A 26037-nucleotide genomic window follows, 5' to 3' on the forward strand; every position below is an offset into this window, starting at 1 on the left:
CATGTTCGATGTTGCGATTATCGGCTGCGGGCCGGTAGGGGCCTTTGCGGCCAATTTGCTGGGCAAAGGCGGCCTGTCGGTCCTCGTGATCGAGAAGGAAGCCAACCCCTATCCGCTGCCCCGCGCGGTGCATCTGGACCATGAAATGATGCGCCTGTTCCAGACGGTGGGTGTCATCGACCGGGTCGCTGGCGACATGCGCGATACCGAAGGCCATCTGCATGTCGGCGCGGACCATGGCGTCATCAAATATATGGGGACCGTCGGCCGGGCGCGGCCGTTCAGCTGGTCCAACGACTATTTCTTCTACCAGCCCGAACTGGAACAGCATCTGCGCGACGCGCTGGCGGCGCATGGCAATGTGACTGTCCAGCTTGGTGTCGGGTTTGAAGGGCTGGCGCAGGATGCCGACGGCGTCACGCTGCACCTGACCGGTGGAGACACTGCGCGGGCGCGCTATGTCATCGCCTGTGACGGGTCGCGCAGCGCGGTGCGCAAGGCGCTCGGCATCGTGCTGGACGATCTGGATTTTGAGGAACCCTGGCTGGTGGTCGATGCCGAAGTCGATGGCCCTGTCCGCTTCCCTGACCTGTGGGGCGTGCCGGAAGCCGCCGACCTGCAAAAATTGTCGGTGATGATGTGCGATCCCAAGCGCCCGGCAACGATCGTACCGGGGCGCGGCAATCACCGCCGCTGGGAATTCATGTTGCTGCCGGGTGAAGACGACCAGGCGATGATGGAACCGCATAATGTCGCTGCCTTGGTTGCGCCCTACCTCTCCGGGGTGCCGCACAAGGTGGTACGCGCGGCGACCTATCGCTTTCATGGTCTGGTCGCAAAGCAGTGGCGGCAGGGCGGCGTCTTTCTGGCCGGCGACGCCGCGCACCAGACACCGCCCTTTTTCGGGCAGGGCATGTGCCATGGCCTGCGCGATGTCGCCAATCTGGCCTGGAAGCTGGCGGCGGTGGTCAAGGGTGACGCCCCCGATGCGCTTCTCGACACCTATCAGCCCGAACGCGACCCGCATGTTCGCGCCGTGATTTCTGCCGCTGTGGGCGCTGGCCGCTATATCTGCGTGCTTGACCCGCAGGCCGCCGCCGCCCGTGACGCCGAAATGCGCGAAGCGGCCAAAGTAACGCAGCAGGGCACGGCCGCAGACCTGATCCCTGCCATTTCGACCGGCATCGTGGCGCTCGGCACGCCGGGCGCTGGCGAACGCTTCATCCAGCCGCGCGTTGGCGGCAAGCTGCTGGACGATGTGACCGGCCATGGCTGGCGCTTGTTCGCACGCCACGCCGTCCCGGCGCCCGGCGATGTGACCGTGGTCGCGCTCGACACGCTGGGCGATGGCGGCGCGATCGCCGCCTGGCTCGACGCGCGGGGCGCGAACGCGCTGCTGCTGCGTCCCGACCATTATGTGTTCGGCACCGGCGAACCGGCGGACCTGATCGCGCTGCGCGATGCGCTGATCGCCGGGACAGTTGCTCAGGAGATCGCGGCATGACCCTTACCCTCGCCCAGGCACGCACGATCATCGACACCGCCCTGGCGCAACCGCGCGGTAACAACGCCCCTGCGCTTGCCGTCGTCGTGCTGGACGCAGGCGCGCATCCCGTCGCTTTTGCGCGGGAAGATGGCGCCAGCCTTTTCCGCTTCGACATTGCCAGGGCCAAGGCGACAGGCGCGCTGGGGATGGGCGCGGACACCCGCGTCATTGCCGGGCGTGCTGCCAACAATCCGGCCTTCTTTCAGAGCGTGGTGGCCGTCACTGGCGGTCAGCTTGCTCTGTCACCCGGCGGCGTCCTGATCCGTGAGTTGGAAGGCGCGGTGATCGGTGCCGTCGGGATCAGCGGCGACACCGGCGATTGCGATGAGGCCTGCGCCATTGCGGGCATATTGGCCGCCGGTCTGACCCATGGAGATGTGAAATGAAGTTGCGCAGCATCGAATTGTCGCTGCCCGGCGCGGCGGAGGCCGCCGCCTTTCTGACTGACATCTGGGGCATGGCACCGGCGGCGGTCGAGGGCGAAACCCATTATCTGCGCGGGTCGGGCAGCTTTCCCTATCTGATCGCGCTGGAGGAGTCGGCGGACTGCTATGTACGGTCCACGACCTTTGTGTGCACCGCCGATCGGCTGGACATGCTTAAACGATCGGTGACCGCAGCCGGGCTGATCGCCGCACCGGTCGTGTCGGAAGATTTGGGTGGCGGCCATGGCATCATCGTCGAACTGGCCGAGGGCGAATTGCTGCGCTTTCTGGTCGATTCCGACGAAGTCGCGCCGATCGAGGGGCATGACTTGCCGGTCAAGCTGACCCATGTGGTGTTCAACAGCATCGACGCGGAAATGACCGGCCATCTGGTCGAGGATGCGCTGGGCTTCCGCGTGTCGGATCGGACCAAGGGCATGGTGTTCGTGCGCTGCAATGACTCGCACCATTCGACTGCCTTTGCCCGCGCGGGCATTTCCAGCCTGAACCATATCGCGTTCGAGATGGAAGATCTGGACGCGGTGATGCGCGGCATCGGCCGCCTGCGTGACCAGAATATGGCCCCGGCCTGGGGTCCGGGCCGCCATGGTCCGGGAGCCAATGTGTTTGCTTATTTTATCGCCCCTTTCGGCCCGGTCATCGAATTTTCCACCGCCGTGAACAAGGTGCCCGACGATTATCAGGCGGGTGAACCGGACGACTGGACCTGGCCTGCCAAGCGGATCGACCAGTGGGGCATGTCCGACAAGGATTTCGACGGCCTGCGCGCCGCCGAAGAAAAATTCCGCCATCGTCGCGACTGGGAAGCCCGGTCGCGCGACGTCCTGACAGAGGGAAATATCTAATGCGTTACGTCAGCTTCCGCCGCCCCGACGGCACTGCCAGCTTCGGCCGTCTGGACGGCGAAACGATCGTCGAACTGGCGAGCGATGCCGTGCCGAGTCTGAAGGCTGCGCTGACCGATGGCAGCCTGGCCATGCTGGCCGATGGCGCGTCTTTTGCCGCTGCCGATGTCGTATTGCTGCCGGTCATCCCTGATCCCGCCAAAATCCTGTGCGTGGGCCTCAATTACGCCGAGCATGTCAAGGAAACCGGTCGTGAGCAGAAGGCGCATCCTGCCATCTTCGTCCGCTACGCCGACAGCCTGGTTGCCGATGGCCAGCCAATGGTGAAACCCGCCGTGACCGAGCGTTTCGACTATGAAGGCGAGCTTGCGGTCGTGATCGGCAAGCCCTGCCACAAGGTCGTAGCCGCCGACGCCATGGCCTATGTGGCAGGCTATAGCGCGTTCAACGATGGGTCCGCCCGTGACTGGCAGCGTCACAATATCCAGTTCACGCCGGGCAAGACCTTCCCCGGCACCGGCGGCTTTGGTCCCGCGCTGGTGACGCCGGACGAGATCGCTGATCTGGGCGCGCTCCGTGTCCAGACCCGGTTGAACGGCGACATCGTGCAGGACCAGCCGGTCAGCGACATGATCTGGGATATCCCCACGGTCATCGAATATATTTCCGCCTTCACCCCGCTCAGCCCCGGCGATGTCATCGCCACGGGAACGCCCGGCGGTGTCGGCGATAAGCGCACCCCGCCGCTCTACATGAAGGCCGGGGACAAGGTGGAGGTCGACATCGGCACCATCGGCACATTGAGCCACCGCATCATCGACGAAGCCTGAATATCTACGGACGACCCAATTAAAAGAAGGGGAGGAGTTACCATGCGTAAACTGACTATTTCGATCGCGGCGCTCGCCAGCGCGAGTGTCTTTGCTTTGGCCGCACCGGCTATGGCGCAGGATGTGGTGCCGCAGGCGGCGGCAGAGGAGGCCAATTCCGACATCATCGTGACCGCGCAGCGGCGGCAGGAGAAGGTGACGGAGGTTCCCATTTCGATCACCGTCGCCAGTCAGGCGCAGCTGGAACGGCAGCAGGTTAATAATCTGAACGACCTGAACCGCGTCGCACCCGCGCTGGAAATCCAGTCGGCCCCGGCCCAGAATACCGGCGGTGGCGGTTCCATTCGGGGCATCGGCACGCAGAGCTTCTCGCCCGGTGCCGTCGCTTCGGTCGGCGTCGTCGTCGATCAGGTGAGCCAGGGCAACGCCAACATCTCCGACCTGTTCGACGTGTCGCGGATCGAAGTGCTTAAAGGGCCACAGGGTACGCTGTTCGGCCTGACCACGTCGGCCGGTGTCATCAACATCACCACCAACGCGCCCGATCCCACCCAGTTCAGCGGCCGCGTTCGTACCGAATTGTCCGATCAGGGCACGGCTGGCTCGAAATATGGTCAGCAGGTGATCCAGGGCGTCATCAACGTCCCCGTCAGCACCACCAGCGCGCTGCGCGTATCGGGCATGGCCAACCTGCGTCAGGGCGTGAATCGCAACGCGACTACGGGCGACTGGAACGACGTCAACCGCTATGCGGTGCGTGGCCGCTATCTGTGGAACGTGACCAACGACCTCACCTTCAACCTTCTGGGTGACTGGTCGAAGGGATCGACCGAAAATGGCGGTGACTTCTTCACCTTCCTGTCGAACACCGCAGCCAACACTGCCTTGCTCAACAGCTGCGGCATCACGCCGGGCGAGGGCAATCAGAATTATTGCCTCGGCACGGCCAACGAATTCAGCAGCAAGTTTGAGGGCTGGGGTGGTTCGGCCCAGTTGGAATATGACGCAGGCCCGCTGACGCTGACCTCCATCACGGCCTATCGCAAGAATGAGACGAGCAATACGGGCGGCAATATCTACCGCGCAGACTCGCTGGCTTCGACGCTCAGGAGCGGCGCGACGGGCACGAAAATCCGTCTGTTCACGCAGGAATTCCGCGCCTCGTCGCCCAGCAATTCGACCTTCGAATATACGGTCGGCGCTTTCTACTCGAACCAAAAGACGGTGCAGCAGCCTGAACGCTTCACCATTTCGGTTCGACTGCCCAACGGGATCGTGATCCGTCCGGTCGACTCGCTGGGTGCGCTCAACGAAATCACCGATGAATCGCTGGCGGTATTCGGGCAGGGCACGTTGCACGCGACAGACAGCCTGCGCGTGATCCTGGGTGGTCGCTACACCGGTGGCCGCCTGTCGCTGGACCGCACCGACGCAGCTAACGGGTCGAAAAGCTTTCAGATCCTGAACGTCGATCGCATTTCGTGGCGGACTGGCCTGCAATATGACATCAACCGTTCGTTGATGGCCTATGCCACCGCGTCGCGCGGGTTCAAGGGCGGTCAGATCGCGGTGCCGACCGCGCCATTGCTGCCTTATGTCGTGCAGCCCGAAGTGCCGATGTCCTACGAAGCGGGGATGAAGGCGACTCTATTTGGTGGCGCTGTGCTGGACTTCAGCCTGTTCTACAGCAAGATCAAGAATTTCCAGGCGCAGGAATGTGTCGTCAATCCGGTTACGGCCCAGCTCGTCTGCGCCCAGACCAACATTGACGGCGTCAAGACCCGTGGCGCGGAGATCAATCTGTTCGGTCGTATTTCGGACCGCCTGTCGATGAATACAGGCTTCATCTACACCAAGGCGACCTATCCGGGCGGCTTCATCGGCAATGACGCCACCAATATCGGCGGCAAGCAGCTGGCCTATTCGCCGCGCTACAAATTCACCCTGTCGGGCGAATATGAGCAGCCGCTGACAGCAGGTATCAACGGCTTCCTGGCTGCGGATACGATCTGGAAATCGCGTATCCGTTATCAGAACACGTCGCGCGCCGAAGAAACGTTCCGTGCGCACTGGACGGTCGGTGGCCGCTTGGGCGTGCGGAGCGAGGATGAGCGCTATTCGGCTGGTCTGTTCGTACGCAACCTGTTCAATGTCCATGAACCCTCTTTGCTGCAGAGCAATTTCGGTTCGGGCATCGGTGCGATCTACGGGCCGCAGTCCTTCCGTCAGGTTGGCCTGCAACTCGACGCGAAGTTCTGACGATGAAGGGGCATGGCGGCGCATTTCGCGTCGCCATGCCCTGTTTGTTTGAACCGGGGCGGCTAGGATAGAGCGGATGAGCAACATCAGACATGCAATAGCCGCTATGGGAACCGGTCTTGGCCCCGACGTCCTGACTCAATGTCGTGCGCTGTTCGATACGGAACAATCGGTCTTGCAGGCGGCTGTGCCAGTCACGCAGGGCGACATTGCCTATGGCCCGCATGAACGCCACCGGCTGGATATCTACGCGCCGCTGGACGCGACCGGCCCCGCGCCGGTGCTGGTATTTGTCCATGGCGGTGGGTTTCTGAAAGGGGATAAGGGCGGGGCGGATGCCTGGCCCAACGCCAATGTCGGGCGGATGGCGGCGCAGGCGGGCTTTGTCGGCGTGGTCATCAACTACCGGCTCGCCCCCGATCATATGTGGCCTGCCGGGTCGGAGGATCTTGCGGCGGTCGTCGCATGGCTCAAGGCGAATGTTGCGCAGCATGGCGGCGATCCTGACCGGATCGTGCTGGCCGGCACATCGGCGGGGGCGGTGCATGTTGCGGGCTATCTCAAGCTGGCCGGCGACGCGGACGTTCGCGGCGCGATGCTGCTGTCGGGCTTGTACGGCTACACCCCTTTGGATGAGCGGGATTTGCTCTATTATGGCAACGCGGCCCTCTATGCAGAGCGGATGCCGATGGAGGCGGTTGCGACCACCAGATTGCCGCTGCTGGTCGCCTGTGCGCAATATGATCCGCCGCGCTTTCAGGCTGAATTTCTGGGGCTGATGCAGGACCGGCTGGCCCGTCACGGCGCGATGCCGCGCGCGGTCATCATGACCGGTCACAATCATTATACGATGCCGATGCATCTGGGCACCGCCGACCGGCGGCTGGCCGACGAAATTTGCGCCTTCGTGCGCGACATAAACCATTGAAGTTGGGAGACGATATAATGCTGGACCGCAGGACGATGCTGGCAGCTGGAATGGCGGCGGCTGGCGCAATGGCGGCACCCGCGATCGGTGCCCGCAAGGCGGCGGCGGCCAGCCCGGCTTTTCCCAAAGGCTTTCTGTGGGGCGTCGCCACCGCGCCGCACCAGATTGAGGGCAATAATGTCGCAAGCGATCTGTGGTTTCTGGAAAACCAGCAGCCTACCATATTTGCCGAACCCTCGCGTGACGCCTGCAACAGCTTTGCGCTGTGGGAAACTGATCTCGACATCGTCAAGACCATGGGCCTCAACTGCTATCGCTTCGGCATCGAATGGGCACGGATCGAGCCGGAGAAGGGCTTGTTCAGCCAGGCGATGCTGGACCATTATAGGGCGCTGATCGAGGGTTGCCGCGCGCGTGGCCTCGCCCCGGTGGTGACGATGAGCCACTTCACCGCGCCGCGCTGGTTCAGTGCGCAGGGTGGCTGGACCAACCCGGAAAGCGCGGACCTGTTCGCACGCTATTGCGACCGGGCGATGCGGGCGCTGGGGGCTGGCATCCACAGTGTCATCACCTTCAACGAACCCAATATCCTGTTGCTGCTCAAGCCCATGTTGCCGCCACAGGTTTGGGAGATCCAGAAACTGACGCTGGAAACCGCGGCCAAGCGCCTGGGCGTGCCGAAATTCCTGTCCGCCAATGTCGCGGGGGTCGACGATCTGCCTGCGCTGCAAAAGGGGCTTCTTGCCGCGCACAAGGCGGGTAAGGCTGCGATCAAGGCGGTGCGGCCGGACCTGCCCGTCGGCTTTTCGCTGGCGATGATGGACGATCAGGCGGTGGGCAGGAACAGCCTGCGCGACGCGATGCGGCATGAACTTTATGGCGCGTGGCTGGACGTCGCTAAGGCCGACGATTTCATGGGCGTCCAGAATTACGAACGCGCGCTATGGACCGACAAGGGCCGTCTGCCTGCGCCTAAGGGATCGATCGTCAACTGGAGCGGCACGGAAGTGTGGGCGCCGTCGCTGGCTGGCGCAGTGCGCTATGCCCATGAAGCCACGGGCGTGTCGATTTTGGTGTCGGAACATGGCGTTGGGACGACCGACGACAGCGCCCGGCAAAGCTTCATCCCTGCCGCGCTGGCTGACCTTAAAAAGGTGATCGATGATGGTGTGCCGGTGCAGGGCTATTGCCACTGGTCGCTGCTCGACAATTTCGAGTGGATTTTCGGCTACAAGGTCAAGTTCGGCCTGCACAGCGTCGATCCGCTGACCTTTGCCCGGACGGCGAAACCAAGCGCGGCGGTCTATGGCGCGATCGCGCGCCGCAACGCGGTCTAAATGCGCGCGCCTGTCCTGTCGATCCCGCGTGAGGCGGGGATCAGCTTTGCCATCAATGCGACGCTGAGCCTGGCCTTTTTCCTGGCAGTGTTCGGACTGGATAGACGTGCCCTGTCCTGGGCTATGCCTGATGCGCTGGCGTTCGACTTTGTGCCGCAGAGTATCGCAGTGTCGCTGATGAGTGCGCTGGTTCCGGCATTGATCGTCCGCAAGCGCTTTGCCATAGCCATCGGGCTGCGCTCGATTGTGCTGCGCGCTATTGCCTTTGCGCTGGCGGGGGCGGCGCTGGGTGGGCTGACCGCTTTTGTGACCGGCCGTGCAGCGCTTTCTCCTGTCGACTGGCACGCCGCACTCGCCATGAAGTTGGCATATGGCGGGGCGCTCGGCGCATTTATAACAAGCCTGACATTGCAGAGGATGACCCGATGAAATTGCTTCCCCTGGCCTTGACACTGGCCGTCGCGACGCCTGCTTTTGCCCAGCCCAATGTGCGTATGGAGAGCATCGCAGCGCCCGACCAGAGCAAGGCGATTGCCCTCTATCCAGATCAGCCTGTGGTGGCAGCAGGACAGGATGAACAATGGTCGCACATGCAGGTGACGATCGGCACCAATGCGATGGACAACATCATGGTCCGCAATGTCGTGCGGCCCACCATCACCCCCTATCTGCCCGATCCGGCCAAGGCGACCGGCGCGGCTGTGATCGTGGCGCCGGGCGGTGCCTTCATGTCACTGTCGATGACGAGCGAGGGGAGCGATGTCGCGCGCTGGCTGGCTGACCATGGCGTTGCGGCCTTCGTGCTGAAATATCGGCTGAACGTGACGCCGCGAGACGACAAGGCGTTTCTAGGTGCCATGGGTGCGCGTTTTGCCGCCGCGGCCAAGCCTGGTGCTGTGCGCAGCATTGAGGAACCGCGCGCGACGCTGGATGCGCTCAAGGCGCTGGAGATCGTGCGCGCTCGCGCGGCGACCTGGGGCATCGATCCCGCCCGGACCGGCATGATCGGCTTTTCGGCAGGCGCGATGACGACGCTCAACGCCACACTGGAAGGGAAGGGCGATCAGCGCCCGGCCTTCATCGGTTACATCTACGGCCCGATGACGGAAGTCACGGTGCCCGCCGATGCGCCGCCAATGTTCAACGCTATCGCCATGGACGATGGCCTGTTCAAGGGGCAGGGTTTCGCCATTGTAGAAGGCTGGCGCAAGGCGGGTCGTCCGGTTGAACTGCACGCTTATGAGCGGGGCGACCATGGCTTTGGCGCGGGTAAGCCCGGCACCACGACCATGGGTCTGATGCCGCAATTTTTCGCCTGGATGGAGGCGCGAGGCCTTCTGTCTAAGCGTCCGTAATCCAAGGAATCCAGCCCATGTCTAAAGCCCTCCGCCTCGCTGCGCTGCTGGCCTGCACAGCCTTTGCAATCCCGCTGCGCGCCGACAATCTGGCCGACGGATTCCGCAATCCGCCGCAATCGGCGCGGCCGCGTGTCTGGTGGCACTGGATGAACGGCAATGTGACCAAGGACGGGATCGACAAGGATCTCGAATGGATGGCGCGGATCGGGATTGGCGGGGTCCAGAATTTCGACGCCAGCCTCAAGACGCCGCAGATCGTGCCGGAACGGCTGGTCTATATGACCGATGGCTGGAAGGATGCGTTTCGCCATGCGGTCAGGACGGCGGATGCCAAGGGGCTGGAATTTGCCATCGCGGCCTCGCCCGGCTGGAGCGAGACCGGCGGTCCCTGGGTGAAGCCGCAGGACGCGATGAAGAAGCTGGTCTGGTCCGAAACGCTGCTGGCCGGTGGCCAGCGCATCCAGGGCGCGCTGGCATCGCCGCCGTCAGTGACCGGGGGCTTCCAGAGCGCGAAATTCGTCGATCCGCTGGCGATGGGCGCTGAGGTGGCGCAGCAACCTGCTTTCTATCGGGACGCGCTGGTGCTGGCTTATCCCGTGGTCGCGCAAAGCCTGCCGACCCCGACGATCAGCCAGGGCGATGGCAAGAGCGTCGAAGCTGCGCCCTTGTCCGACAATGAGCTGGACAGTGTCGTGCAGGTTACAAAGGGCGATCCGGCCAAGCCCGGCACGCTGGTGCTGGACTATGGCAAGCCTGTCATAGTGCGGTCGGCCAGCCTGTTCATTCCCCATGCGCGGCCACCCTTTGGCGACCCGGAATATCTGCCTGCGCTGGAGGTGGAGAAGGACGGCGCATGGCAACGCATTGGCGCATTTCCGCTGACCGAGGCGACGACGACGATTGGGTTCGCGCCAGTGACCGCGCGTCGCTTTCGGCTGGTTCTCGCCCCCAACAACGGGGTGAAGGCACCGAGCCTTGGCGATGGCGCGCCCGGCGCGATGAGCTTCAATGTCTTTGCCCAGCCACCCAAACCGACCCTGGCGATCGGCGACCTGCGCCTGTTTGCCGAAGCGAAGATCGACCAGTATGAGGCCAAGGCGGGCTTTGCGATCGTTGCCGACTATAACAGGCTGAGCGATGGCGCGGCGCAGAGCGGCCCGGCTGTCGATCCGGCCCGCGTTATCGACCTGACCAGTCGTCTGCGGCCAGACGGCACGCTCGACTGGACTGCGCCAGAGGGGAGCCATTGGCGTATCGTCCGCATGGGCTATTCGCTGACCGGCAAGACCAACCATCCCGCAACCCCGGAAGCGACGGGGCTGGAGGTCGACAAATATGATGCCGATGCCGTGCGCCCCTATCTGGAAACCTATCTGTCCATGTATCGCGACACAGTCGGTCCCGAATGGATCGGCGACAAGGGCATAAGCGCGCTGCTGACCGACAGTATCGAGGTCGGCGCGTCCAACTGGACGCCGCGCATGGTTGAGGAATTCACGGCGCGGCGCGGCTATGATCCGGTGCCGTTCCTGCCGACGCTGACCGGGACGATCGTCGGATCGCCGGCGCAAAGCGACGCCTTCCTGCATGACTATCGCCAGACGCTGGCCGACCTGTTGGCTGACGCCCATTATGGCACGGTGGCGAAAGTGGCGCATGAGCAAGGGCTGAAAGTCTATGGCGAGGCGCTGGAAAATGCGCGACCGGTGCTGGGCGATGACCTCGCTATGCGATCCCATACCGATGTGCCGATGGCGGCGATGTGGACCTTCAATCGCGGCGGCGCCCCACGCCCGACGCTGATTGGCGACATGAAGGGAGCTGCGTCGGTCGCGCATATCTATGGGCAGAATATCGTGTCGGCTGAATCGATGACGTCGGCCTTCTCGCCCTGGGCCTTTGCGCCGTCGGACCTGAAGCGGGTGATCGATCTGGAGTTTGCGTCGGGCGTCAACCGGCCGATCGTCCATACGTCGGTCCATCAGCCGGTCGATGACAAGCTGCCGGGGCTTAGCCTGATGATATTCGGGCAATATTTCAACCGGCATGAAAGCTGGGCAGACATGGCCAAGCCCTGGGTCGACTATATGGCGCGCACCGGCTTCCTGCTTCAGCAGGGCCGGGACAGCGCCGATGTCGCCTATTTCTATGGCGAGGATACGCCGATCACGTCGCTGTTCGAACATGGCGTGCCGACCGACCTGCCGACCCGCCATGCCTATGATTTCGTCAATGCCGACATAGTGGCGAAGAAACTGACGGTCGATGCCGGGGAACTGGTCGCGCCCAGTGGTGCGCGGTATCGGGCGCTCTATCTGGGCGGCACGAGCCGGGTGATGACGCTGGCCACGCTTCAGCGGATCGCGGCGCTGGTCGATGCCGGAGCGACGCTGATCGGCATGGCCCCTGAGCGTGCGCCGGGGCTGAAGGATGATGCGACGGCGTTCAAGGCGCTGGTCGACAAGCTGTGGAGTGGCGGGGCGACCGGCAAGGGCCGGGTGATCGCCAGCCGCGATGTCGAGGGCGCACTGGCCAGCGCCGGTGTCGGTCCCGATTTCCGGGTGACGCAGGGCGGGGCGGACAAAGATTATCGCTTCGTCCATCGCAAGCTGGCCGATGGCGACCTCTATTTCGTCAACAATCGCACAGACCGGGCAGGGGCGATCGAGGCGCGCTTCCGGGTGACCGGCAAGCAGCCGGAAATCTGGCGCGCGACCGATGGCAAGGCAGAGCTGGTCTCCTATCGCACCGACGGGGGCGAGACGGTGATCCCGATCGACGTTGCGGCGGAGGATGCGTTCTTCATCCTGTTCCGCTCGCCTGCCGCTGCGCCGTCGATGACGGTTCCGGCGAAGATCGCAAAGACGGTCGGGAGCATCGCTACCCCTTGGACCGTCCGCTTCCAGCCGGGGCGCGGTGCGCCGCAGGCTGTCGAGATGCCGACCCTGACGCCGCTGGAGGCCAGCGCCGATGCCGGAGTCAAATATTTCTCCGGCACGGCGACTTATACCACCCGCTTCACCCTGCCCAAGGGCGTCAAGCCGGGCGCACCGCTGTGGATTGACCTCGGCAAGGTTGGCGATCTGGCGCAGGTCAGCGTCAATGGCCAGGCGGCAGGCACGGTGTGGCTGGCACCCTATCGGCTGGATATCGGCAAGCTGGTCAAGCGCGGCGCGAATGCATTGGAAGTGAAGGTCGCCAATCTGTGGGTCAATCGCCTGATCGGCGATCAGCAACCCGGCGCGCAGAAGGTGACCTTCACCGCCGCGCCCACCTATATGCCGGACGCACCGCTGCGGCCGTCCGGGCTGATCGGGCCGGTGACTTTGGTGGCGGACTAGCGGGTCAGATGCGCCGGGCGATCGCGCCCGCGGCCCAGCCCATGCCGACCGCCAGCGCAATGGCGGTCAGGCCGTAAAGGAAGGACCATTGCTCCGCCGCCGTCGCCATAAATTGTTCAAAGCCCGATTTGCGCACAGTGATGTCGCGGACGGCGGCGGCGACGACCCGGCCGTCCTGCACCAGAAACGTCTCGGCGGTATAATCGCCCACGATCACGCGCGCCGATAGGGGCAGGCGCGCGCGGTACAGCACGCCGTCGCTGATTTCGACGGTGCCGGGGCGCTCGATGAACAGGCCGGATCGTTCACGCAGGTCGACCAATCCCTGCTGGAACCGGCTCAGCTCTGCGCTTTCGTTGAGCGAGGAGGGCGACAATTGGAGCTTGTCGACGCCCAGTTCGTAGATGGCGGCAGTGCGCTGATCGACGATGCGGTCGATCGGGCGGGACGATGCCATGGCGTAGAAGCTGGGCGCGGAGCGGAAGCTGGCGCGATCGGCATTGACCCAGATGCCGGCCACCTTCTGCTTTTCGCGCATCGTGATCGACTGTTCCGGCCCTTTAAGCACGACAACGATGTCGGCGGGTTTTTCCGGGCGGACGCCATCGGGATAGACGATCGCGCCGAACAGCAGCAGGTCCGCGCCGGTGAAGCTGTATTGGATTTCAATGTCGCGCTGCGACACGTCCGGCACCAGTTGCGGGGCGTTGGCTGCCAGCAGCAGCAGCGCGGGGGCCAGCCGCCACAGGTCACGCCGCCGCATCAGCTCAGCTCTATCGTAAAGATTTCATCAGGCCGCCAGCCCAGCCCAAGCGCCATCCGCGCGGCGACCAGCAGGACGATGAAGGCCAGCAGCACGCGCAGATATTCCGGCCGGATCGTCATCGACAGGCGGGTGCCGACCTGCGCGCCGGTGACGCTGCCGATCAGCAGCAGCATGGCCAGCACCAGATCAACCGCCTTGGTCGTCATCGCGTGCATCATTGTCGTCGCCATGGTGACGAACAATATCTGGAACAACGACGTGCCGACGACCGACTGTGTGGCCATGCCCAGCAGATAGAGCATGGCCGGGACAAGGATGAAGCCGCCACCCACGCCCAGCAGCATCGTCAAAATGCCGGTCGCCATGCCTAGCAACAGCGGCGCAAGTGGCGAGATATAGAGACCGGAGCGATAGAAGCGCCAGCGCATCGGCAGCGCGGCGACGAGCGGGTGGTGCCGCCGCTTTCGGGCCTGCACGCGCTTGCCGGTCTTGAGCGCGACCAGCGCCTGGATCGATTCCTTGGCCATCAGCAGGCCGATGCCGCCCAGCATCAGGACGTAGAGGATGCCGATGACCGTATCGATCTGCCCCAGATATTGCAGCAGGCGGAAGATCAGGACGCCCAGCCCCGCGCCGACCACACCGCCGGCGATCAGCACGCCGCCCATGCGAAAATCGACGGTGCCGCGCGATATGTGGGTGACAACGCCCGATACGCTGGCCCCGGTGACCTGCGAAGCGGCGGACGCGGCGGCGACGGTGGGGGGGATGCCGTAGAAGATCAGCAGCGGGGTCGTCAGAAATCCGCCGCCCACGCCGAACATGCCCGACAACAGGCCAACGACGCCGCCCAGGCCGATAATGACCAGCGCGTTCACCGAGAGATTGGCGATGGGCAGGTAAAGATCCATGGCCTGTCCGGGGGTAGTGGTAAAATGTGTCGAGTGAAAGCGGCGCGATGCCCCGCGCGTCAAAAATCTGCGGCCAGGGTGATGGCAAGGCCGGAGGCAGGGGCTGCGCGACCCGCAACACGCTCCCGCCATTCGATCGCGACGCGGGCGGGGACGTTGGGCAGGGGAAGGCGGACCTGCATTTCCGGGCCGATGTCGATCCGCTCGACGCCGGGCTGCGCGCCGCCGGACAGGGCCGCGCCGATGCGCAGCTTTTTCTTGCTGACCGGCGCGAGTAGCGAGACTTTGCCGTCTATGAAGGCGTCGCGCCGGTTGAAGCCGACCATGCCTGCCTGCGCATAGGCTTCCGCCTCCAGCCCGCGTCCGACCGGCGTAGGGCCAAAGCCGCCCACGGCCATCACGGCATTGGCGTTGCGTGCGCCTTGGCCGAGCGCGATGCGGCGCTCGACGGCCAGGCTGACGGGAATGGTGCGGACGGGCTGGATGGCAAGGCCGATGGCGGCTTCTGGCGCGGCGGGGCGCTGGAGCGCGCTGGTTGCGCGGGCATAGGCGACGGTGCGGCTTGGGGCGGCGGGTGTCAGGTCATAGTCGACGCGCAGCCCGGCCTGCGACGCGCCCAGTCGGCCGATGGCAGCATCGGTGGGAGACGTGCCATTGTCCCGCCACAACATCCAGGCGCTGCCATGCCAGCGATCCGGGCGGTTCGACGTGGAAAGAAGCAGCGGTGCGGGGGAGGGAGACGGGGTTGCGCGATTATAGTCGGGGTCGGTCGCATAATGGCGGTTGGCGAACGCCATGGAAAAGGCAATGAAATCGAGCAGGTCCACCGGCATGGCGTCGGGGACTTGCGTAGGTGGAGCGGCCGTTAATGCCGGGTTGGCGAAGGGGCTAGATGATGCCCTATGGATTGCCCATTGCAGGTGCGGCACAGGAAGGGTTTTGGCGATCGCTGGCTGAATTAGGGTTGGCGACGCGACAGGCAGGCTCGGTGCTACTACTGCTGCAAACTCCGGGATCGGAATGAAGGGCTGCGGCGGTGCTGGCTGGATGAACAGGCGTGCCGCGACCCAGCCCACCATCAGCAGGGCGAAGAAACGGATCGGGCGTCCGCTGGTTTTGGGGGCGGTGCTGGCGATCATGGGTCGGACCGCATGTCGGGGAAGCGATGCTGGGTCTTGTCCCAGACGAGCGGGCGACCGAGCAATGAGCGGACATATTGGAAGATGGCGCGCCGCGCTGCGAGTATGGAGATGAGGTTGGCGATGAAGGTGCGCGGCACCGCACCCATCCCGTAGCGCCAGCCATAGGCCTGCCCCACGAACAGCGCGCGCATCAGGCCGCGCCAGCTCATCAGCCCGACATTGACCCACAGCAGGGCCACGATCGTGGGGGACAGCGGACGGGGCGGGATCGGTACGATAAGGCCGATAAGCCAGAGCATCCCCCATAAAGCCACAGTCATATAGGCAGCGAACAGGACGAAGGCGGACAGGGCGGCGCGCCTGTCGCGCAGCCGCATCCACCATTCGGTTGGTCCGCCGCGCCAGCCCATCCGGTCCCATCCGGCCAGCGAAATGCCGACGATCCACCGAGCCTTCTGTTTGACCGCGCTGTCGATCGTGTCGGGGAAATATTCGCGGGTTGCGACCAGATCACCGTCCGCGTCGCGCATCCGCACGAATATGCCGCGCCCGCCATTGTCGCGAATGCGCAGCCCCGCCTCATAATCCTCCGTCAGCGATGACGGGTCGAACGGGCCATGGGCCGGATCGTCGGCCAGTGCTGCCAGCGTGTCACGCTCGAACGCGCAGGCGACCCCGGCAGACGGCACCGATGCGCCCAGCGCTTCGCGCACGGTCAGATATTTTCCATGGCTTTCCGCAAACTCGTCGCAATAATGATTGGCGATCGCGCGCGACAGCCAGGTGCCCCGACCGGTGAGCGGCAACACCGGCAATTGCACCAGTTGAAACCGGTCGATCAGCACGTCGAACAGGCGGATTTCGTCGGCATGAACGACATCTTCTGCGTCATGCAAAACGACGGCCTTGTAGCGAAATCCCTCCCGCGCCTCCTCGTCCAGCATGGCGCGCCACAGGACATTGAGGCAATCGGCCTTGGTCGTGGGGCCGGGATGCGGGTTGATGCCCACCAGGATGCGGGGTTCACCCGCTGCCACGGTTGCGATGGCCTCGATCGTCGCGGCGTCATTGGGATAGGCGCCGACAAAGATGCGATAATCGGCCTGTCCCCAGCGTCCCAGCGCATGGCGCAGCATCGGCCCGATCACATCCGCCTCTCGCCAGGCGGGAACGAAGATGGCGATGCGGCCAGGGGAGGGCGATGACGGCAGGGTCGCGGTCGTCATCCGGGCATGGCGACCATAAATGAACAGGTCGCGCCACGCCTTGCGCGCCAGAAACAGCAGGTCGATCAGAAAATCGTCGATCCCGCCAATGGCCAGGCCGACAACGGCGAAGAGCAGTATTTCATGATGAAGGATCGCAAGGCCCTCGACCAGCATGTCCCCCAAAGCCTTGACCCCCATGCCTCGACAGGGGAGAGGATGGCATTGGTGTCAGCAGCTTCCAAGTCTTTTGCGTAATTTATGCAAACCGGCAGCGATAAAACAGGACGAACCGAAGAATGACAAAGCCGCGACCGTCGGTATTGCGCGAATTTCTGGCCGGGCAGGCGGGCAGCGCCGTGTTGCTGATGATCGCAGCGGCGCTGGCGATGCTGCTGGCCAATCTGCCCGGAGGCGGCGCACATATTTACCACGACCTGATCCATGCGCAGGTCGGTCCGGTCCTGACCCCGAAGCTGGGACCGATGACGGTGCATCTTTGGATCAATGACGGGCTGATGGCGATTTTCTTCCTGCTCGTCGGGCTGGAAATCAAGCGGGAGTTTCTGGACGGCGGCCTGTCGACCTGGGAGCGGCGGCGGCTGCCGATCATCGCTGCCGTTGCGGGCATGGCGGTGCCGGCTTTGGTCTATCTGGCGGTGACGGGCGGGCGCGCGGACCTTACCAATGGTTGGGCCATCCCTGCCGCAACCGACATTGCCTTTGCGATAGGGGTGCTGGCGCTGCTGGGCGACCGGGCTCCGGCCTCGCTCAAACTGTTCCTGACGGCGGTGGCGATCGTCGATGATATGGGGGCGGTGGCCATCATCGCGCTGGTCTATAGTCAGGGGCTGGATACAGCGGCGCTGGCCGGGGCTGCGGCAGTTCTGGTTGTGATGTTCGGATTGAACCGGGCTGGGGTGAAGGCGCTGATCCCCTATCTGATCGGCTTCGGGCTGCTCTGGTATCTGATGCTCTTGTCGGGCGTCCATGCGACGGTCGCGGGCGTCCTGGCCGCGATGACGATTCCCATACGTTGCACGCCCGGCGCGCCCGATGCGGACGATAGCCCGCTCCACCGGCTGGAACATGGCGTGCATCCCTGGAGCGCCTATCTGATCGTGCCGCTATTTGGTTTTGCCAATGCCGGGTTGACGCTGAATGAAAAGGTGTTTGGTGCGTTGCTGGCTCCCTTGCCCCTGGGCGTGGCGCTGGGCCTGTTTGTCGGCAAGCAGATCGGGGTGTTCGGCAGCGTGTGGATTGCGACGAAACTGGGCATTGCCGAACGGCCGACCGGTGCGAACTGGGTGCAGGTCTATGGCATGGCCATGCTGTGCGGCATCGGTTTCACCATGAGCCTGTTCATCGGCGCGCTCGCCTTCCCCGGATCGGCGCTGCTGGTCGAGGAAGCGAAGGGCGGGATCTTGATGGGGTCGCTGGTCTCGGCTCTGGCGGGCTATGCCCTCTTGCGCTGGATCGCGCCATCGCCGCGTTAGGCGGGTTCGCCAAGGCGGGATTCTTATGGTATAAGCCTGACTGCTATCTTGGCGTGTCTCATGCCAGGTCGCCAATAATCGACCAATCTTCCAGGAAAAATACCAGGAGAGGGCGAATATGAGTATGGAGACGGACGTCAATTATCTGCTGCATCGCCAGCAGATGTCGCTGATCAAGGCGCAGGCCAGCCCCTCGCGGGAAGGGCGGAGCGCCTATGAGAGTCTGGCGCAGCGCTATATCGAGCAGATCGATGCCTATCGGCAGGAAAATGAGAGGCTGATCGTCCGCGCCCATTAGGGGTGCGGGCGTCAGCGGCGCTCCAGCAGTCGCTCTATCGCCAGATGATGGGCGGCGTCGTCGCCACATTCCTTTTCCAGCACCGCCTTGATCTGCTGCAATTCATCTTCGGTCAGATGTTCGATGCCGATAAAGTCGTTGCGGGCATTGTCCACGGCGCGGATCAACTCATCCAGCTTGGCCTGGATCGCTGATCCGTCGCGATTTTGCGCATTCTGGATCAGGAACACCATCAGGAAGGTGACGATGGTTGTCCCGGTGTTGATGACCAGCTGCCAGGTATCGGAATAATCGAAGATCGGCCCGGTGGTGATCCAGACCAGCACGACGGAACTTGCCAATATGAAGGCCAGCGGCTGTCCGGCCCAGCTGGCGACCCGGTGCGACAGGGCCGCGAAAAATTTGTCCATGATGCTGCCATCCTCTGCGCACCGCGGCGCGGCGCATTTATGCTGCGTTCAGGCATGTGTTGCCATGAAGCGTTGATGACAGCCATCGCTTTCCGTGTCCTCGCCTGCGCTCTGGGCGCATCCCTGCTGGCTTCCTGCGCCACCGTCTCCCCCGAATCGCGTCTGCGCACCGGGCTGCTGGAAGCCGGATTATCGCCCCGAATGGCGGGCTGCATGGCCGAACGCATGGTCGATCGGCTCAGCCTGATGCAGTTGCGGCGGCTCCAGTCGCTGGCCTCGCTCCGCAAGTCTCACATGGGCGAGATGAGCGTCGATCGCTTCCTCTACAAGGTGCGCGCGCTGGAGGATCCAGAGATTTTCCTGGTCACCAGCAAGGCGGCGATTGGCTGCGCGTTTTAAGCCTTATTTTGCAGTAATCCGGGCCAGCGCTTCGCAGAGGTTTTGCAATTTTGCAAAGTTGTTTTGCGAAATCATGCTGGTCCTGCCATTCCGTCTGTGCTTTAGCCGTCGCCATCACGGTTCGATGGAAAAGGACGGCACGCTCCATGAATATTCATGAATATCAGGCGAAAGAATTGCTCGCGAAATATGGCGCGCCGATTGCCGCCGGCTATGCCGCCTTCTCGGTCGAGGAAGCGGTTGAAGCCGCCAAGAAGCTGCCCGGACCGCTCTATGTCGTAAAGTCGCAGATCCACGCCGGTGGCCGTGGCAAGGGCAAGTTCAAGGAACTGCCCGCCGAAGCCAAGGGCGGCGTTCGCCTCGCCTTCAATCTGGACGAGGTCAAGGCCCACTCGACCGACATGCTGGGCAACACGCTGGTGACGATCCAGACCGGCGATGCTGGCAAGCAGGTCAATCGCCTCTACATCACCGACGGCGCGGACATCGACAAGGAATTTTACCTCGCTTTGCTCGTCGATCGCGGCAGCAGCGAAGTCGCGTTCGTCGTGTCGACCGAAGGCGGCATGGACATTGAGGAAGTCGCCCATTCGACCCCTGAAAAGATTCACAGCTTCTCGGTCGATCCCGCCACCGGCTTCATGCCGCACCATGGTCGCTCGATCGCCGCTGCGCTGGGCCTGACCGGTGACCTCGCCAAGCAGGCGTCGAAGGTCGCCTCGTCGCTTTATGCCGCCTTCCTCGACACCGATGCCGAGCAGATTGAAGTCAATCCGCTGGCGCTGACCAAGCAGGGCAATCTGCTGGTGCTGGACGCCAAGGTCGGCTTCGACGGCAACGCCATGTTCCGTCACAAGGATATCGCCGAACTGCGCGACCTGACCGAGGAAGATGCAGCCGAAGTCGAAGCGTCCAAGTACGACCTCGCCTATATCAAGCTGGACGGCAATATCGGCTGCATGGTCAATGGCGCGGGCCTGGCGATGGCGACGATGGACATCATCAAGCTGAACGGCGAATTTCCCGCCAACTTCCTGGACGTCGGCGGCGGCGCCACGACCGAGAAGGTGACGGCGGCGTTCAAGATCATTTTGCAGGACCCGGCGGTCAAGGGCATCCTGGTCAACATCTTCGGCGGCATCATGAAGTGCGACATCATCGCCGATGGTATCGTTGCAGCGGCCAAGGAAGTGAATCTGTCGGTTCCGCTAGTGGTTCGCCTGGAAGGCACCAATGTCCAGCAGGGCAAGGATATTCTCGCGGCTTCGGGCCTGGCCATCGTCCCGGCGGACGATCTGGGCGATGCAGCGCGCAAGATCGTGGCGGAAGTGAGGAAGGCAGCCTGAGGCCGCTTTTCACCTGAACTGACACCAAAAGGGGTGCGGGTAGTCCGGTTACGGGCTGCCCGCGCCCGTGTTGGCATTTATAGTGGAGGATGTTGAAATGAAGATCCTTGTCCCCGTGAAGCGGGTGATCGATTATAACGTAAAACCGCGGGTCAAGGCGGACGGGACGGGTGTTGATCTGGCGAACGTCAAGATGAGCATGAACCCGTTTGACGAGATCGCGATCGAGGAAGCCATCCGCCTGAAGGAAAAGGGCGTGGCGACCGAGGTGATCGCCGTGTCGATCGGCGTCGCCAAGGCGCAGGAAACGCTGCGCACGTCGCTGGCGATGGGCGCTGACCGGGCGATCCTGATCCAGACCGATGAGGAAGTCGAGCCGCTGGGCGTGGCCAAGCTGCTCGCCAAAGTGCAGGAAGAGGAAGGCGCTGGCCTGATCATCCTGGGCAAGCAGGCGATCGACGATGACAGCAACCAGACCGGCCAGATGCTGGCGGCGCTGCTCAACCTGCCGCAGGGTACGTTCGCATCGAAGGTTGAGGTTGAGGGTGACAGCGTGTCGGTGACCCGCGAAGTCGATGGCGGACTGGAGACGGTCAAGCTGTCCACCCCAGCGATCATCACCACCGATTTGCGCCTGAACGAACCGCGCTATGCTTCGCTGCCCAACATCATGAAGGCGAAGAGCAAGCCGCTCGCACAGAAAACGCCTGCCGATTATGGCGTCGACATCAGCGCCCGGCTGGAGACGCTCAAGGTCGTCGAACCGCCCAAGCGCAGCGCGGGCATCAAGGTCGCCGATGTCGATGAACTGGTTGCCAAGCTCAAGGCCATGGGAGTTGCCGCATGAAAACGCTCGTCTGGGTTGAACATGAGGGCGGCGCCGTCAAGGACGCCACTCTTTCCGCCGTCACCGCTGCTGCCAAGCTGGGTGAAGTCCATCTGCTGGTCGTTGGCGAAGGCGTCAGCGCCGTTGCCGATGCAGCGGCGAAAATTGCGGGCGTGGGCAAGGTCCATGTCGCTGACGACGCGGCCTTTGGTCATGCACTGGCCGAAAATGTCGCGCCGCTGATCGTCGAGTTGATGGGGCATCATGATGCCTTCATCGCGCCCGCCACCAGCAACGGCAAGAATATAGCGCCGCGTGTCGCCGCTCTGCTGGACGTGATGCAGATCAGCGACATCCTGTCGGTCGAGAGCGACGATACGTTCACGCGCCCCATCTATGCCGGGAACGCGATCGCGACGGTCAAGAGCAAGGACGCCAAGAAGGTCATCACCGTTCGCGGTACGGCGTTCGAAAAGGCGCAGCGGGATGGCGGTTCGGGGACGGTGGAAGCCGTGGCCTCGACCGGCGACAAGGGACTGTCGTCCTTTGTCGGTGCCGAAATCGCCAAGCTTGAGCGTCCCGAATTGACCAGCGCCAAGATCATCGTGTCGGGTGGTCGCGCGCTCAAGGACGGGCCGACGTTTGAGGAAGTGATATTCCCGCTGGCCGACAAGCTGGGTGCAGCGGTCGGCGCGTCGCGTGCGGCGGTCGATGCGGGCTATGTGCCGAACGATTATCAGGTCGGGCAGACCGGCAAGATCGTGGCACCCGAAGTCTATGTCGCAGTCGGCATTTCCGGCGCGATCCAGCATCTGGCGGGCATGAAGGACTCAAAGACCATCATCGCGATCAACAAGGATGAGGACGCGCCGATCTTTCAGGTGGCCGACATCGGTCTGGTTGGCGACCTGTTCAAGGTCGTGCCGGAACTGACCGGCAAGCTGTAATCCGGTGTGACGCAATAGAAAGGGCGCGGGGTGAAAATCCCGCGCCCTTTTTCGTTTCATTCGCAGTTGACGTCGTTCCGGTCGATGGCCCGGCCAGCCAAGGCACCGGCACCACCGCCGAGGATGGTGCCGAGGGTTTTCGAGCCACCCGGAGCGATGACATTGCCCAGCACGCCGCCAGCGATGGCGCCGACTATGGTGCCGGTCGTGCCGTCGTCACGCTTGCAATAATAGCGGCCGTCGCGATCACGATAAATCTGTTCGTCGTCGCGGATCGGGCGACGTTCGTAACGGGGTGGGCCGCGGCGGTCGCTGGGGCGGTCATAGCCATAGCCACGATTGCCGCCACCGTCGGAGACGCAGGCACCCAGCGGGAGCATGGCGACCAGGGCAGCAGCCAGGAGGGGCTTGCGCATCAGGACACCAGCGGCGTGGCTGTGTGGCTTACCGGCGTTGAGATTTTGGTGTCGGCGGCGCGCTGGTCGGACAGGTCGGCCTTGGCCTGGTTATAGCGGCTGACGAGATCGTCGCGGAACTGGTCCAGCTTGCCGTCGTCATACAGCTTCTTGCCGACATAACCGGCGATGGCGCCGAAAATCAGGGTGCGGATCATGGGGTGGCTCCTTTGTTGTTTGTCCAAGATGTCGGCCAGTCAACGGGCGGCGACGCCATGGGTTCCGGCAGAGCGGACAACAAAGAGAGCGGGGATATTACTCGGCGGCGTCGGCCAGCCGTTCGGCGCGGGCGTCGGCAGCGGCGGTTTCGCGGCGGGCGCGGGCCGTGTCGGTCAGGTCCTGACGCTGGGCCATGGCGAGCCAGGCGGCTTCGGCGCGGAGGCAGCGATCGCGGACGTTGGCGAGGGTCGCGGCGTCGGCGTCGGTGCGGGCTTGCGCGGCCAAGCTGTGATAGTCGGTAACGGCCATGAGGCTCTCCTCAGGATCAAAGGATGAAGGGGCCGGGCGCGAAGGATGACCCCCGCGCCCGATCCCGGCCGTCTGAATTATTCAGCGTGGGCGATGTTCACCGCAGCCATCTTGCCGCGCTTGTCCTGCTCCAGGTCATAGGACACGCGGTCCTTTTCACGCAGGGTGGCCAGGCCAGCACGCTCGACGGCGCTGATGTGAACGAATGCGTCTGCACCGCCATTGTCGGGGGCAATGAAGCCATAGCCCTTGTCGGCGTTGAAGAACTTGACGACGCCAGTGATGCTGCTCATTTGGTATTCCTTCTTTCTGTGCGGCGAACCCCGTGTGGACGCGCCGGGTTGCTAAGGGGCAGGGAAAGAAGGAAGTAGGTGCCGCAAAGCGCCGAAAACCGTCGATTTGCGACTGTAGCAGCGCCTATGTAGGGCAGGTAGTGGCAAATAGCAAATCGCATGACGGGATGTGCTGTTCCGGCAGCGGGATTTGCGTGGGTGGGTATGCGGCTCCGGTCTCGCCTGTGCATCCGCCACAAGGCTGATCCGGGCGCAATCGACGCGGCTCAGGCAGCGGACATGGTGACGGCTGAATATCGGAAAAAATGGTAGCGGAGGAGTCGCTAAAAGTATCGTGTCAGGCGGGTTCATGGCGTCCGTAAGCACATTGTAACATCGGTGATTTTTGTTGTAGTCTGTTCGCGGTCGGTCGCCCTGATTTGTCTGAACCCGCATCAAAATGTGGGAACAACAGTGGGATCATTTTTTGCTACGAAATGTGGGACCAGTTTGTGGGAACACAGGCGGAAAATTCCCTAATAGGGAACCGAACCTGATGGCACTAACAACTTTGAAAGTTAAGAACGCGAAACCCGGTCGCCATACCGATAGTCGTGGCCTTTGCCTGCTCGTGAAGGACAGCGGGGCGCGGACATGGGTTCTGCGAATGCAGAGACACGGCCAACGCCGTGACTATGGGCTGGGATCAGCGTTGGACGTATCGCTAGCCGAGGCGCGCGAAGCAGCAGCAGCACTACGTCGCCGAGTCCGAGAGGGCTTTGATCCAGTCGCCGAGCGGCGGAAGGCGCGAAAGATCGTGCCCAACTTCGAAGCCGCGACTCGGACTTGCCACGAGACGTTGCGCGAAGGCTGGAATGGCGGGCATCATGCGAAGTGGCTTGCTAGCTTCGAAAAGCATCTGTTCCCGAAGATCGGCAAGAAGCCGGTAGATCAAGTAGATAGCGCCTGCGTGGTCGAGGCGCTCGCGCCGATCTGGCTCGAAATTCCGGAAACTGCCCGCCGCATTTTGCAGCGCATAAGCGTTGTTTTGGATTTTGCGCACGTCAAAGGCTGGGTGCCGGGGGAAGTATCGCTTCGTTCCGTTCGCAAAGGGCTTCCGCGCCAGAACGACAAGCGCGGTCATATGGAGGCCATGCCCTATGCCGATGTTCCAGCGCTTATGCAGAAGCTGGCGGTGGCAGCGCCGACAACGGGCCGGGACGCGCTGCGCTTTACCATCTACAATGCCGTGCGCTCCAACGAGACGCGCTTTGCCGTCTGGACAGAGTTTGACTTGGACAAGGGCATTTGGACCATTCCAGGCGAACGGATGAAGGCACGGGAAACCCATATCGTGCCATTGTCCGCGCCCGCTGTAGCGTTGCTACGCAAACGGTGGAACGAGCGCACCAGCGACACTGGGCTTGTGTTCTCTTATAATGGCGAGAAGCCTATCAGCGATGTAACTATGACCAAGCTGTTGCGAGATGATGGAATTGTAGGGATAACGGTCCATGGCTTCCGTTCATCCTTCACCGATTGGGCAGCGGAGCGAACGCGCTTCCCGAAGGAGGTCACCGACAAGGCACTGGCGCACAAACTGCCCAACAAGGTTGAGGCCGCCTATCGGCGCACCGACTTTTTCGAGAAGCGGCGCAGCCTCATGGCGCGTTGGGCCGAATATCTCGACCGGACAGAGGCACAGAGCGGCAAGGGGAAGGACGCCGCCGCAACGGCGTCCGAGCCTACAGCGCTCCGCGTTGTCGCCTGACCAGATCGTGCAGGCTGGCGGTGGTGATACGGGTTGCCTTGCCAAGCTTCACCGTTTCGACCTCGCCAGCAGCGATCAGTTCATAGAGCTTGGTGCGACCGACTCCGATCATGCGCGCCGCTTCATTGACGCGGACGCAGATCGGATCGGGGGGCGGGAGCGCGGTCATTGCGCATGGCTCCCGGCCCGTTCCTCGCGATAGCTGACAGGATCGGCCATCCAGCGTTCGACGGACGACTCCCGCCAGCCAGCGCCATGAACGCTGATCCGGATTTGAGCGGGAAACGTCCCGTCCGCGATCTTGCGGTAAAGGGTTGAACGGGAAAGCCCGGTGCGGGCCAGAACGGTCTTTAATCGGATGATACGATCGGTGTTGGACATCGACTTATTCCATACATTCGCCAGTTATACCTTTCCCCCATGAGAGTTGAACAA

Annotated in this window: 28 protein-coding genes; 17 read left to right on the top strand and 11 right to left on the bottom strand. The window is 63.1% G+C overall.

Annotated features, from left to right (window positions below; genetic code table 11):
- Position 1: 1 nt before the first annotated feature.
- The 10 genes from Q0D44_RS01065 to Q0D44_RS01110 all read left to right on the top strand — a co-directional run bounded on the left by Q0D44_RS01065 (position 2) and on the right by Q0D44_RS01110 (position 12890).
- Positions 2 to 1504: a bifunctional 3-(3-hydroxy-phenyl)propionate/3-hydroxycinnamic acid hydroxylase gene (locus tag Q0D44_RS01065; protein ID WP_294131108.1), complete on the top strand. Its 1503-nt coding sequence runs from the start codon at positions 2 to 4 to the stop codon at positions 1502 to 1504.
- Complete coding sequence (locus Q0D44_RS01070) at positions 1501 to 1932, top strand: heme-binding protein (RefSeq protein WP_294131110.1); 432 nt, start codon at positions 1501 to 1503, stop codon at positions 1930 to 1932. Before Q0D44_RS01065 ends, Q0D44_RS01070 begins: the two co-directional genes overlap by 4 nt.
- Positions 1929 to 2837 carry a VOC family protein gene (locus Q0D44_RS01075; protein ID WP_294131112.1) on the top strand — a complete coding sequence of 303 codons (909 nt, stop codon included), beginning with the start codon at positions 1929 to 1931 and terminating at the stop codon, positions 2835 to 2837. Before Q0D44_RS01070 ends, Q0D44_RS01075 begins: the two co-directional genes overlap by 4 nt.
- Positions 2837 to 3667, top strand: coding sequence for a fumarylacetoacetate hydrolase family protein (locus tag Q0D44_RS01080; RefSeq protein ID WP_294131115.1), 831 nt, complete (start codon positions 2837 to 2839; stop codon positions 3665 to 3667). The genes Q0D44_RS01075 and Q0D44_RS01080 overlap by 1 nt, the downstream gene beginning before the upstream one ends.
- A gap of 42 nt (positions 3668 to 3709) precedes the next feature.
- Positions 3710 to 5926, top strand: a complete 2217-nt coding sequence (locus Q0D44_RS01085; protein WP_294131118.1) for a TonB-dependent receptor — start codon at positions 3710 to 3712, stop codon at positions 5924 to 5926.
- 76 nt (positions 5927 to 6002) lie between these two features.
- Positions 6003 to 6854, top strand: a complete 852-nt coding sequence (locus Q0D44_RS01090; RefSeq protein WP_294131121.1) for an alpha/beta hydrolase — start codon at positions 6003 to 6005, stop codon at positions 6852 to 6854.
- 17 nt (positions 6855 to 6871) lie between these two features.
- Complete coding sequence (locus Q0D44_RS01095) at positions 6872 to 8191, top strand: family 1 glycosylhydrolase (RefSeq protein WP_294131124.1); 1320 nt, start codon at positions 6872 to 6874, stop codon at positions 8189 to 8191.
- A complete protein-coding gene (locus Q0D44_RS01100) occupies positions 8192 to 8620 on the top strand; it encodes a hypothetical protein (RefSeq protein WP_294131127.1) in 429 nt (142 codons plus the stop codon).
- Complete coding sequence (locus Q0D44_RS01105) at positions 8617 to 9546, top strand: alpha/beta hydrolase (protein WP_294131130.1); 930 nt, start codon at positions 8617 to 8619, stop codon at positions 9544 to 9546. The genes Q0D44_RS01100 and Q0D44_RS01105 overlap by 4 nt, the downstream gene beginning before the upstream one ends.
- Positions 9547 to 9563: 17 nt before the next feature.
- A complete protein-coding gene (locus tag Q0D44_RS01110; RefSeq protein WP_294131135.1) occupies positions 9564 to 12890 on the top strand; it encodes a glycosyl hydrolase in 3327 nt (1108 codons plus the stop codon).
- 4 nt (positions 12891 to 12894) lie between these two features.
- On the opposite strand, the gene Q0D44_RS01115 is transcribed toward Q0D44_RS01110, so the two are convergent.
- The 4 genes from Q0D44_RS01115 to Q0D44_RS01130 are packed head-to-tail and all read right to left on the bottom strand — an operon-like array spanning position 12895 to position 17091.
- On the bottom strand, positions 12895 to 13653 hold the full coding sequence (locus tag Q0D44_RS01115) for a TIGR02186 family protein (RefSeq protein ID WP_294131138.1): 759 nt from the start codon (positions 13651 to 13653) through the stop codon (positions 12895 to 12897).
- Positions 13653 to 14567: a sulfite exporter TauE/SafE family protein gene (locus tag Q0D44_RS01120; protein WP_294131140.1), complete on the bottom strand. Its 915-nt coding sequence runs from the start codon at positions 14565 to 14567 to the stop codon at positions 13653 to 13655. The genes Q0D44_RS01115 and Q0D44_RS01120 overlap by 1 nt, the downstream gene beginning before the upstream one ends.
- Before the next feature lie 59 nt (positions 14568 to 14626).
- Complete coding sequence (locus Q0D44_RS01125) at positions 14627 to 15706, bottom strand: hypothetical protein (RefSeq protein ID WP_294131145.1); 1080 nt, start codon at positions 15704 to 15706, stop codon at positions 14627 to 14629.
- Positions 15703 to 17091 carry a glycosyl transferase family protein gene (locus Q0D44_RS01130; protein WP_294131148.1) on the bottom strand — a complete coding sequence of 463 codons (1389 nt, stop codon included), beginning with the start codon at positions 17089 to 17091 and terminating at the stop codon, positions 15703 to 15705. Before Q0D44_RS01130 ends, Q0D44_RS01125 begins: the two co-directional genes overlap by 4 nt.
- A gap of 122 nt (positions 17092 to 17213) precedes the next feature.
- Between Q0D44_RS01130 and nhaA the strand changes: the two genes are divergently transcribed.
- Positions 17214 to 18410, top strand: a complete 1197-nt coding sequence (gene nhaA / locus Q0D44_RS01135) for a Na+/H+ antiporter NhaA (protein ID WP_294131151.1) — start codon at positions 17214 to 17216, stop codon at positions 18408 to 18410.
- 118 nt (positions 18411 to 18528) lie between these two features.
- Positions 18529 to 18708: a hypothetical protein gene (locus Q0D44_RS01140; protein WP_147418732.1), complete on the top strand. Its 180-nt coding sequence runs from the start codon at positions 18529 to 18531 to the stop codon at positions 18706 to 18708.
- Between the two features lie 11 nt (positions 18709 to 18719).
- Here the strand turns inward: Q0D44_RS01140 and Q0D44_RS01145 are convergent, their stop codons facing one another.
- Positions 18720 to 19118, bottom strand: coding sequence for a low affinity iron permease family protein (locus tag Q0D44_RS01145; protein ID WP_294131154.1), 399 nt, complete (start codon positions 19116 to 19118; stop codon positions 18720 to 18722).
- Between the two features lie 75 nt (positions 19119 to 19193).
- Here Q0D44_RS01145 and Q0D44_RS01150 point away from each other — a divergent pair, with 75 nt between their 5' ends.
- From Q0D44_RS01150 to Q0D44_RS01165, 4 genes are all read left to right on the top strand, one after another.
- The gene (locus Q0D44_RS01150) at positions 19194 to 19517 is read left to right on the top strand and encodes a hypothetical protein (RefSeq protein WP_294131156.1); all 324 of its coding nucleotides are present in this window, start codon (positions 19194 to 19196) and stop codon (positions 19515 to 19517) included.
- A gap of 146 nt (positions 19518 to 19663) precedes the next feature.
- Positions 19664 to 20863 carry an ADP-forming succinate--CoA ligase subunit beta gene (gene sucC / locus Q0D44_RS01155; RefSeq protein ID WP_294131159.1) on the top strand — a complete coding sequence of 400 codons (1200 nt, stop codon included), beginning with the start codon at positions 19664 to 19666 and terminating at the stop codon, positions 20861 to 20863.
- Positions 20864 to 20960: 97 nt separating this feature from the next.
- The gene (locus tag Q0D44_RS01160; protein ID WP_294131161.1) at positions 20961 to 21710 is read left to right on the top strand and encodes an electron transfer flavoprotein subunit beta/FixA family protein; all 750 of its coding nucleotides are present in this window, start codon (positions 20961 to 20963) and stop codon (positions 21708 to 21710) included.
- Complete coding sequence (locus tag Q0D44_RS01165) at positions 21707 to 22636, top strand: FAD-binding protein (protein ID WP_294131163.1); 930 nt, start codon at positions 21707 to 21709, stop codon at positions 22634 to 22636. Before Q0D44_RS01160 ends, Q0D44_RS01165 begins: the two co-directional genes overlap by 4 nt.
- A gap of 56 nt (positions 22637 to 22692) precedes the next feature.
- On the opposite strand, the gene Q0D44_RS01170 is transcribed toward Q0D44_RS01165, so the two are convergent.
- The 4 genes from Q0D44_RS01170 to Q0D44_RS01185 all read right to left on the bottom strand — a co-directional run bounded on the left by Q0D44_RS01170 (position 22693) and on the right by Q0D44_RS01185 (position 23852).
- Positions 22693 to 23052: a glycine zipper 2TM domain-containing protein gene (locus Q0D44_RS01170; protein ID WP_294131166.1), complete on the bottom strand. Its 360-nt coding sequence runs from the start codon at positions 23050 to 23052 to the stop codon at positions 22693 to 22695.
- On the bottom strand, positions 23052 to 23249 hold the full coding sequence (locus Q0D44_RS01175) for a hypothetical protein (RefSeq protein WP_294131168.1): 198 nt from the start codon (positions 23247 to 23249) through the stop codon (positions 23052 to 23054). The genes Q0D44_RS01170 and Q0D44_RS01175 overlap by 1 nt, the downstream gene beginning before the upstream one ends.
- 97 nt (positions 23250 to 23346) lie before the next feature.
- Complete coding sequence (locus Q0D44_RS01180) at positions 23347 to 23559, bottom strand: hypothetical protein (protein ID WP_217675011.1); 213 nt, start codon at positions 23557 to 23559, stop codon at positions 23347 to 23349.
- A gap of 77 nt (positions 23560 to 23636) precedes the next feature.
- Positions 23637 to 23852: a cold-shock protein gene (locus tag Q0D44_RS01185; RefSeq protein ID WP_006948571.1), complete on the bottom strand. Its 216-nt coding sequence runs from the start codon at positions 23850 to 23852 to the stop codon at positions 23637 to 23639.
- A gap of 535 nt (positions 23853 to 24387) precedes the next feature.
- Between Q0D44_RS01185 and Q0D44_RS01190 the strand changes: the two genes are divergently transcribed.
- Positions 24388 to 25602, top strand: coding sequence for a site-specific integrase (locus tag Q0D44_RS01190; RefSeq protein WP_294131183.1), 1215 nt, complete (start codon positions 24388 to 24390; stop codon positions 25600 to 25602).
- Here Q0D44_RS01190 and Q0D44_RS01195 read toward each other — a convergent pair.
- Both Q0D44_RS01195 and Q0D44_RS01200 read right to left on the bottom strand, forming a co-directional pair.
- Positions 25577 to 25771 carry a helix-turn-helix domain-containing protein gene (locus Q0D44_RS01195; RefSeq protein ID WP_096060525.1) on the bottom strand — a complete coding sequence of 65 codons (195 nt, stop codon included), beginning with the start codon at positions 25769 to 25771 and terminating at the stop codon, positions 25577 to 25579. The genes Q0D44_RS01190 and Q0D44_RS01195 overlap by 26 nt on opposite strands.
- Positions 25768 to 25983, bottom strand: coding sequence for an AlpA family phage regulatory protein (locus Q0D44_RS01200; protein ID WP_021316615.1), 216 nt, complete (start codon positions 25981 to 25983; stop codon positions 25768 to 25770). Before Q0D44_RS01200 ends, Q0D44_RS01195 begins: the two co-directional genes overlap by 4 nt.
- Positions 25984 to 26037 lie beyond the last annotated feature (54 nt).

Source organism: Sphingobium sp., assembly GCA_023266575.1.
Lineage (GTDB): Bacteria > Pseudomonadota > Alphaproteobacteria > Sphingomonadales > Sphingomonadaceae > Sphingobium.

Coding starts and splice junctions, on each gene's coding strand:
- Q0D44_RS01160 (WP_294131161.1), top strand. CDS start 20,961: ATGAAGATCCTTGTCCCCGTGAAGCGGGTGATCGATTATAACGTAAAA.
- Q0D44_RS01090 (WP_294131121.1), top strand. CDS start 6,003: ATGAGCAACATCAGACATGCAATAGCCGCTATGGGAACCGGTCTTGGC.
- Q0D44_RS01065 (WP_294131108.1), top strand. CDS start 2: ATGTTCGATGTTGCGATTATCGGCTGCGGGCCGGTAGGGGCCTTTGCG.
- Q0D44_RS01125 (WP_294131145.1), bottom strand. CDS start 15,706: ATGATCGCCAGCACCGCCCCCAAAACCAGCGGACGCCCGATCCGTTTC.
- Q0D44_RS01190 (WP_294131183.1), top strand. CDS start 24,388: ATGGCACTAACAACTTTGAAAGTTAAGAACGCGAAACCCGGTCGCCAT.
- Q0D44_RS01120 (WP_294131140.1), bottom strand. CDS start 14,567: ATGGATCTTTACCTGCCCATCGCCAATCTCTCGGTGAACGCGCTGGTC.
- sucC (WP_294131159.1), top strand. CDS start 19,664: ATGAATATTCATGAATATCAGGCGAAAGAATTGCTCGCGAAATATGGC.
- Q0D44_RS01105 (WP_294131130.1), top strand. CDS start 8,617: ATGAAATTGCTTCCCCTGGCCTTGACACTGGCCGTCGCGACGCCTGCT.
- Q0D44_RS01100 (WP_294131127.1), top strand. CDS start 8,192: ATGCGCGCGCCTGTCCTGTCGATCCCGCGTGAGGCGGGGATCAGCTTT.
- Q0D44_RS01185 (WP_006948571.1), bottom strand. CDS start 23,852: ATGAGCAGCATCACTGGCGTCGTCAAGTTCTTCAACGCCGACAAGGGC.
- Q0D44_RS01200 (WP_021316615.1), bottom strand. CDS start 25,983: ATGTCCAACACCGATCGTATCATCCGATTAAAGACCGTTCTGGCCCGC.
- Q0D44_RS01080 (WP_294131115.1), top strand. CDS start 2,837: ATGCGTTACGTCAGCTTCCGCCGCCCCGACGGCACTGCCAGCTTCGGC.
- Q0D44_RS01170 (WP_294131166.1), bottom strand. CDS start 23,052: ATGCGCAAGCCCCTCCTGGCTGCTGCCCTGGTCGCCATGCTCCCGCTG.
- Q0D44_RS01145 (WP_294131154.1), bottom strand. CDS start 19,118: ATGGACAAATTTTTCGCGGCCCTGTCGCACCGGGTCGCCAGCTGGGCC.
- Q0D44_RS01175 (WP_294131168.1), bottom strand. CDS start 23,249: ATGATCCGCACCCTGATTTTCGGCGCCATCGCCGGTTATGTCGGCAAG.
- Q0D44_RS01115 (WP_294131138.1), bottom strand. CDS start 13,653: ATGCGGCGGCGTGACCTGTGGCGGCTGGCCCCCGCGCTGCTGCTGCTG.
- Q0D44_RS01075 (WP_294131112.1), top strand. CDS start 1,929: ATGAAGTTGCGCAGCATCGAATTGTCGCTGCCCGGCGCGGCGGAGGCC.
- Q0D44_RS01165 (WP_294131163.1), top strand. CDS start 21,707: ATGAAAACGCTCGTCTGGGTTGAACATGAGGGCGGCGCCGTCAAGGAC.
- Q0D44_RS01085 (WP_294131118.1), top strand. CDS start 3,710: ATGCGTAAACTGACTATTTCGATCGCGGCGCTCGCCAGCGCGAGTGTC.
- Q0D44_RS01070 (WP_294131110.1), top strand. CDS start 1,501: ATGACCCTTACCCTCGCCCAGGCACGCACGATCATCGACACCGCCCTG.
- Q0D44_RS01095 (WP_294131124.1), top strand. CDS start 6,872: ATGCTGGACCGCAGGACGATGCTGGCAGCTGGAATGGCGGCGGCTGGC.
- Q0D44_RS01140 (WP_147418732.1), top strand. CDS start 18,529: ATGAGTATGGAGACGGACGTCAATTATCTGCTGCATCGCCAGCAGATG.
- Q0D44_RS01150 (WP_294131156.1), top strand. CDS start 19,194: ATGACAGCCATCGCTTTCCGTGTCCTCGCCTGCGCTCTGGGCGCATCC.
- Q0D44_RS01180 (WP_217675011.1), bottom strand. CDS start 23,559: ATGGCCGTTACCGACTATCACAGCTTGGCCGCGCAAGCCCGCACCGAC.
- Q0D44_RS01110 (WP_294131135.1), top strand. CDS start 9,564: ATGTCTAAAGCCCTCCGCCTCGCTGCGCTGCTGGCCTGCACAGCCTTT.
- nhaA (WP_294131151.1), top strand. CDS start 17,214: ATGACAAAGCCGCGACCGTCGGTATTGCGCGAATTTCTGGCCGGGCAG.
- Q0D44_RS01130 (WP_294131148.1), bottom strand. CDS start 17,091: ATGCTGGTCGAGGGCCTTGCGATCCTTCATCATGAAATACTGCTCTTC.
- Q0D44_RS01195 (WP_096060525.1), bottom strand. CDS start 25,771: ATGACCGCGCTCCCGCCCCCCGATCCGATCTGCGTCCGCGTCAATGAA.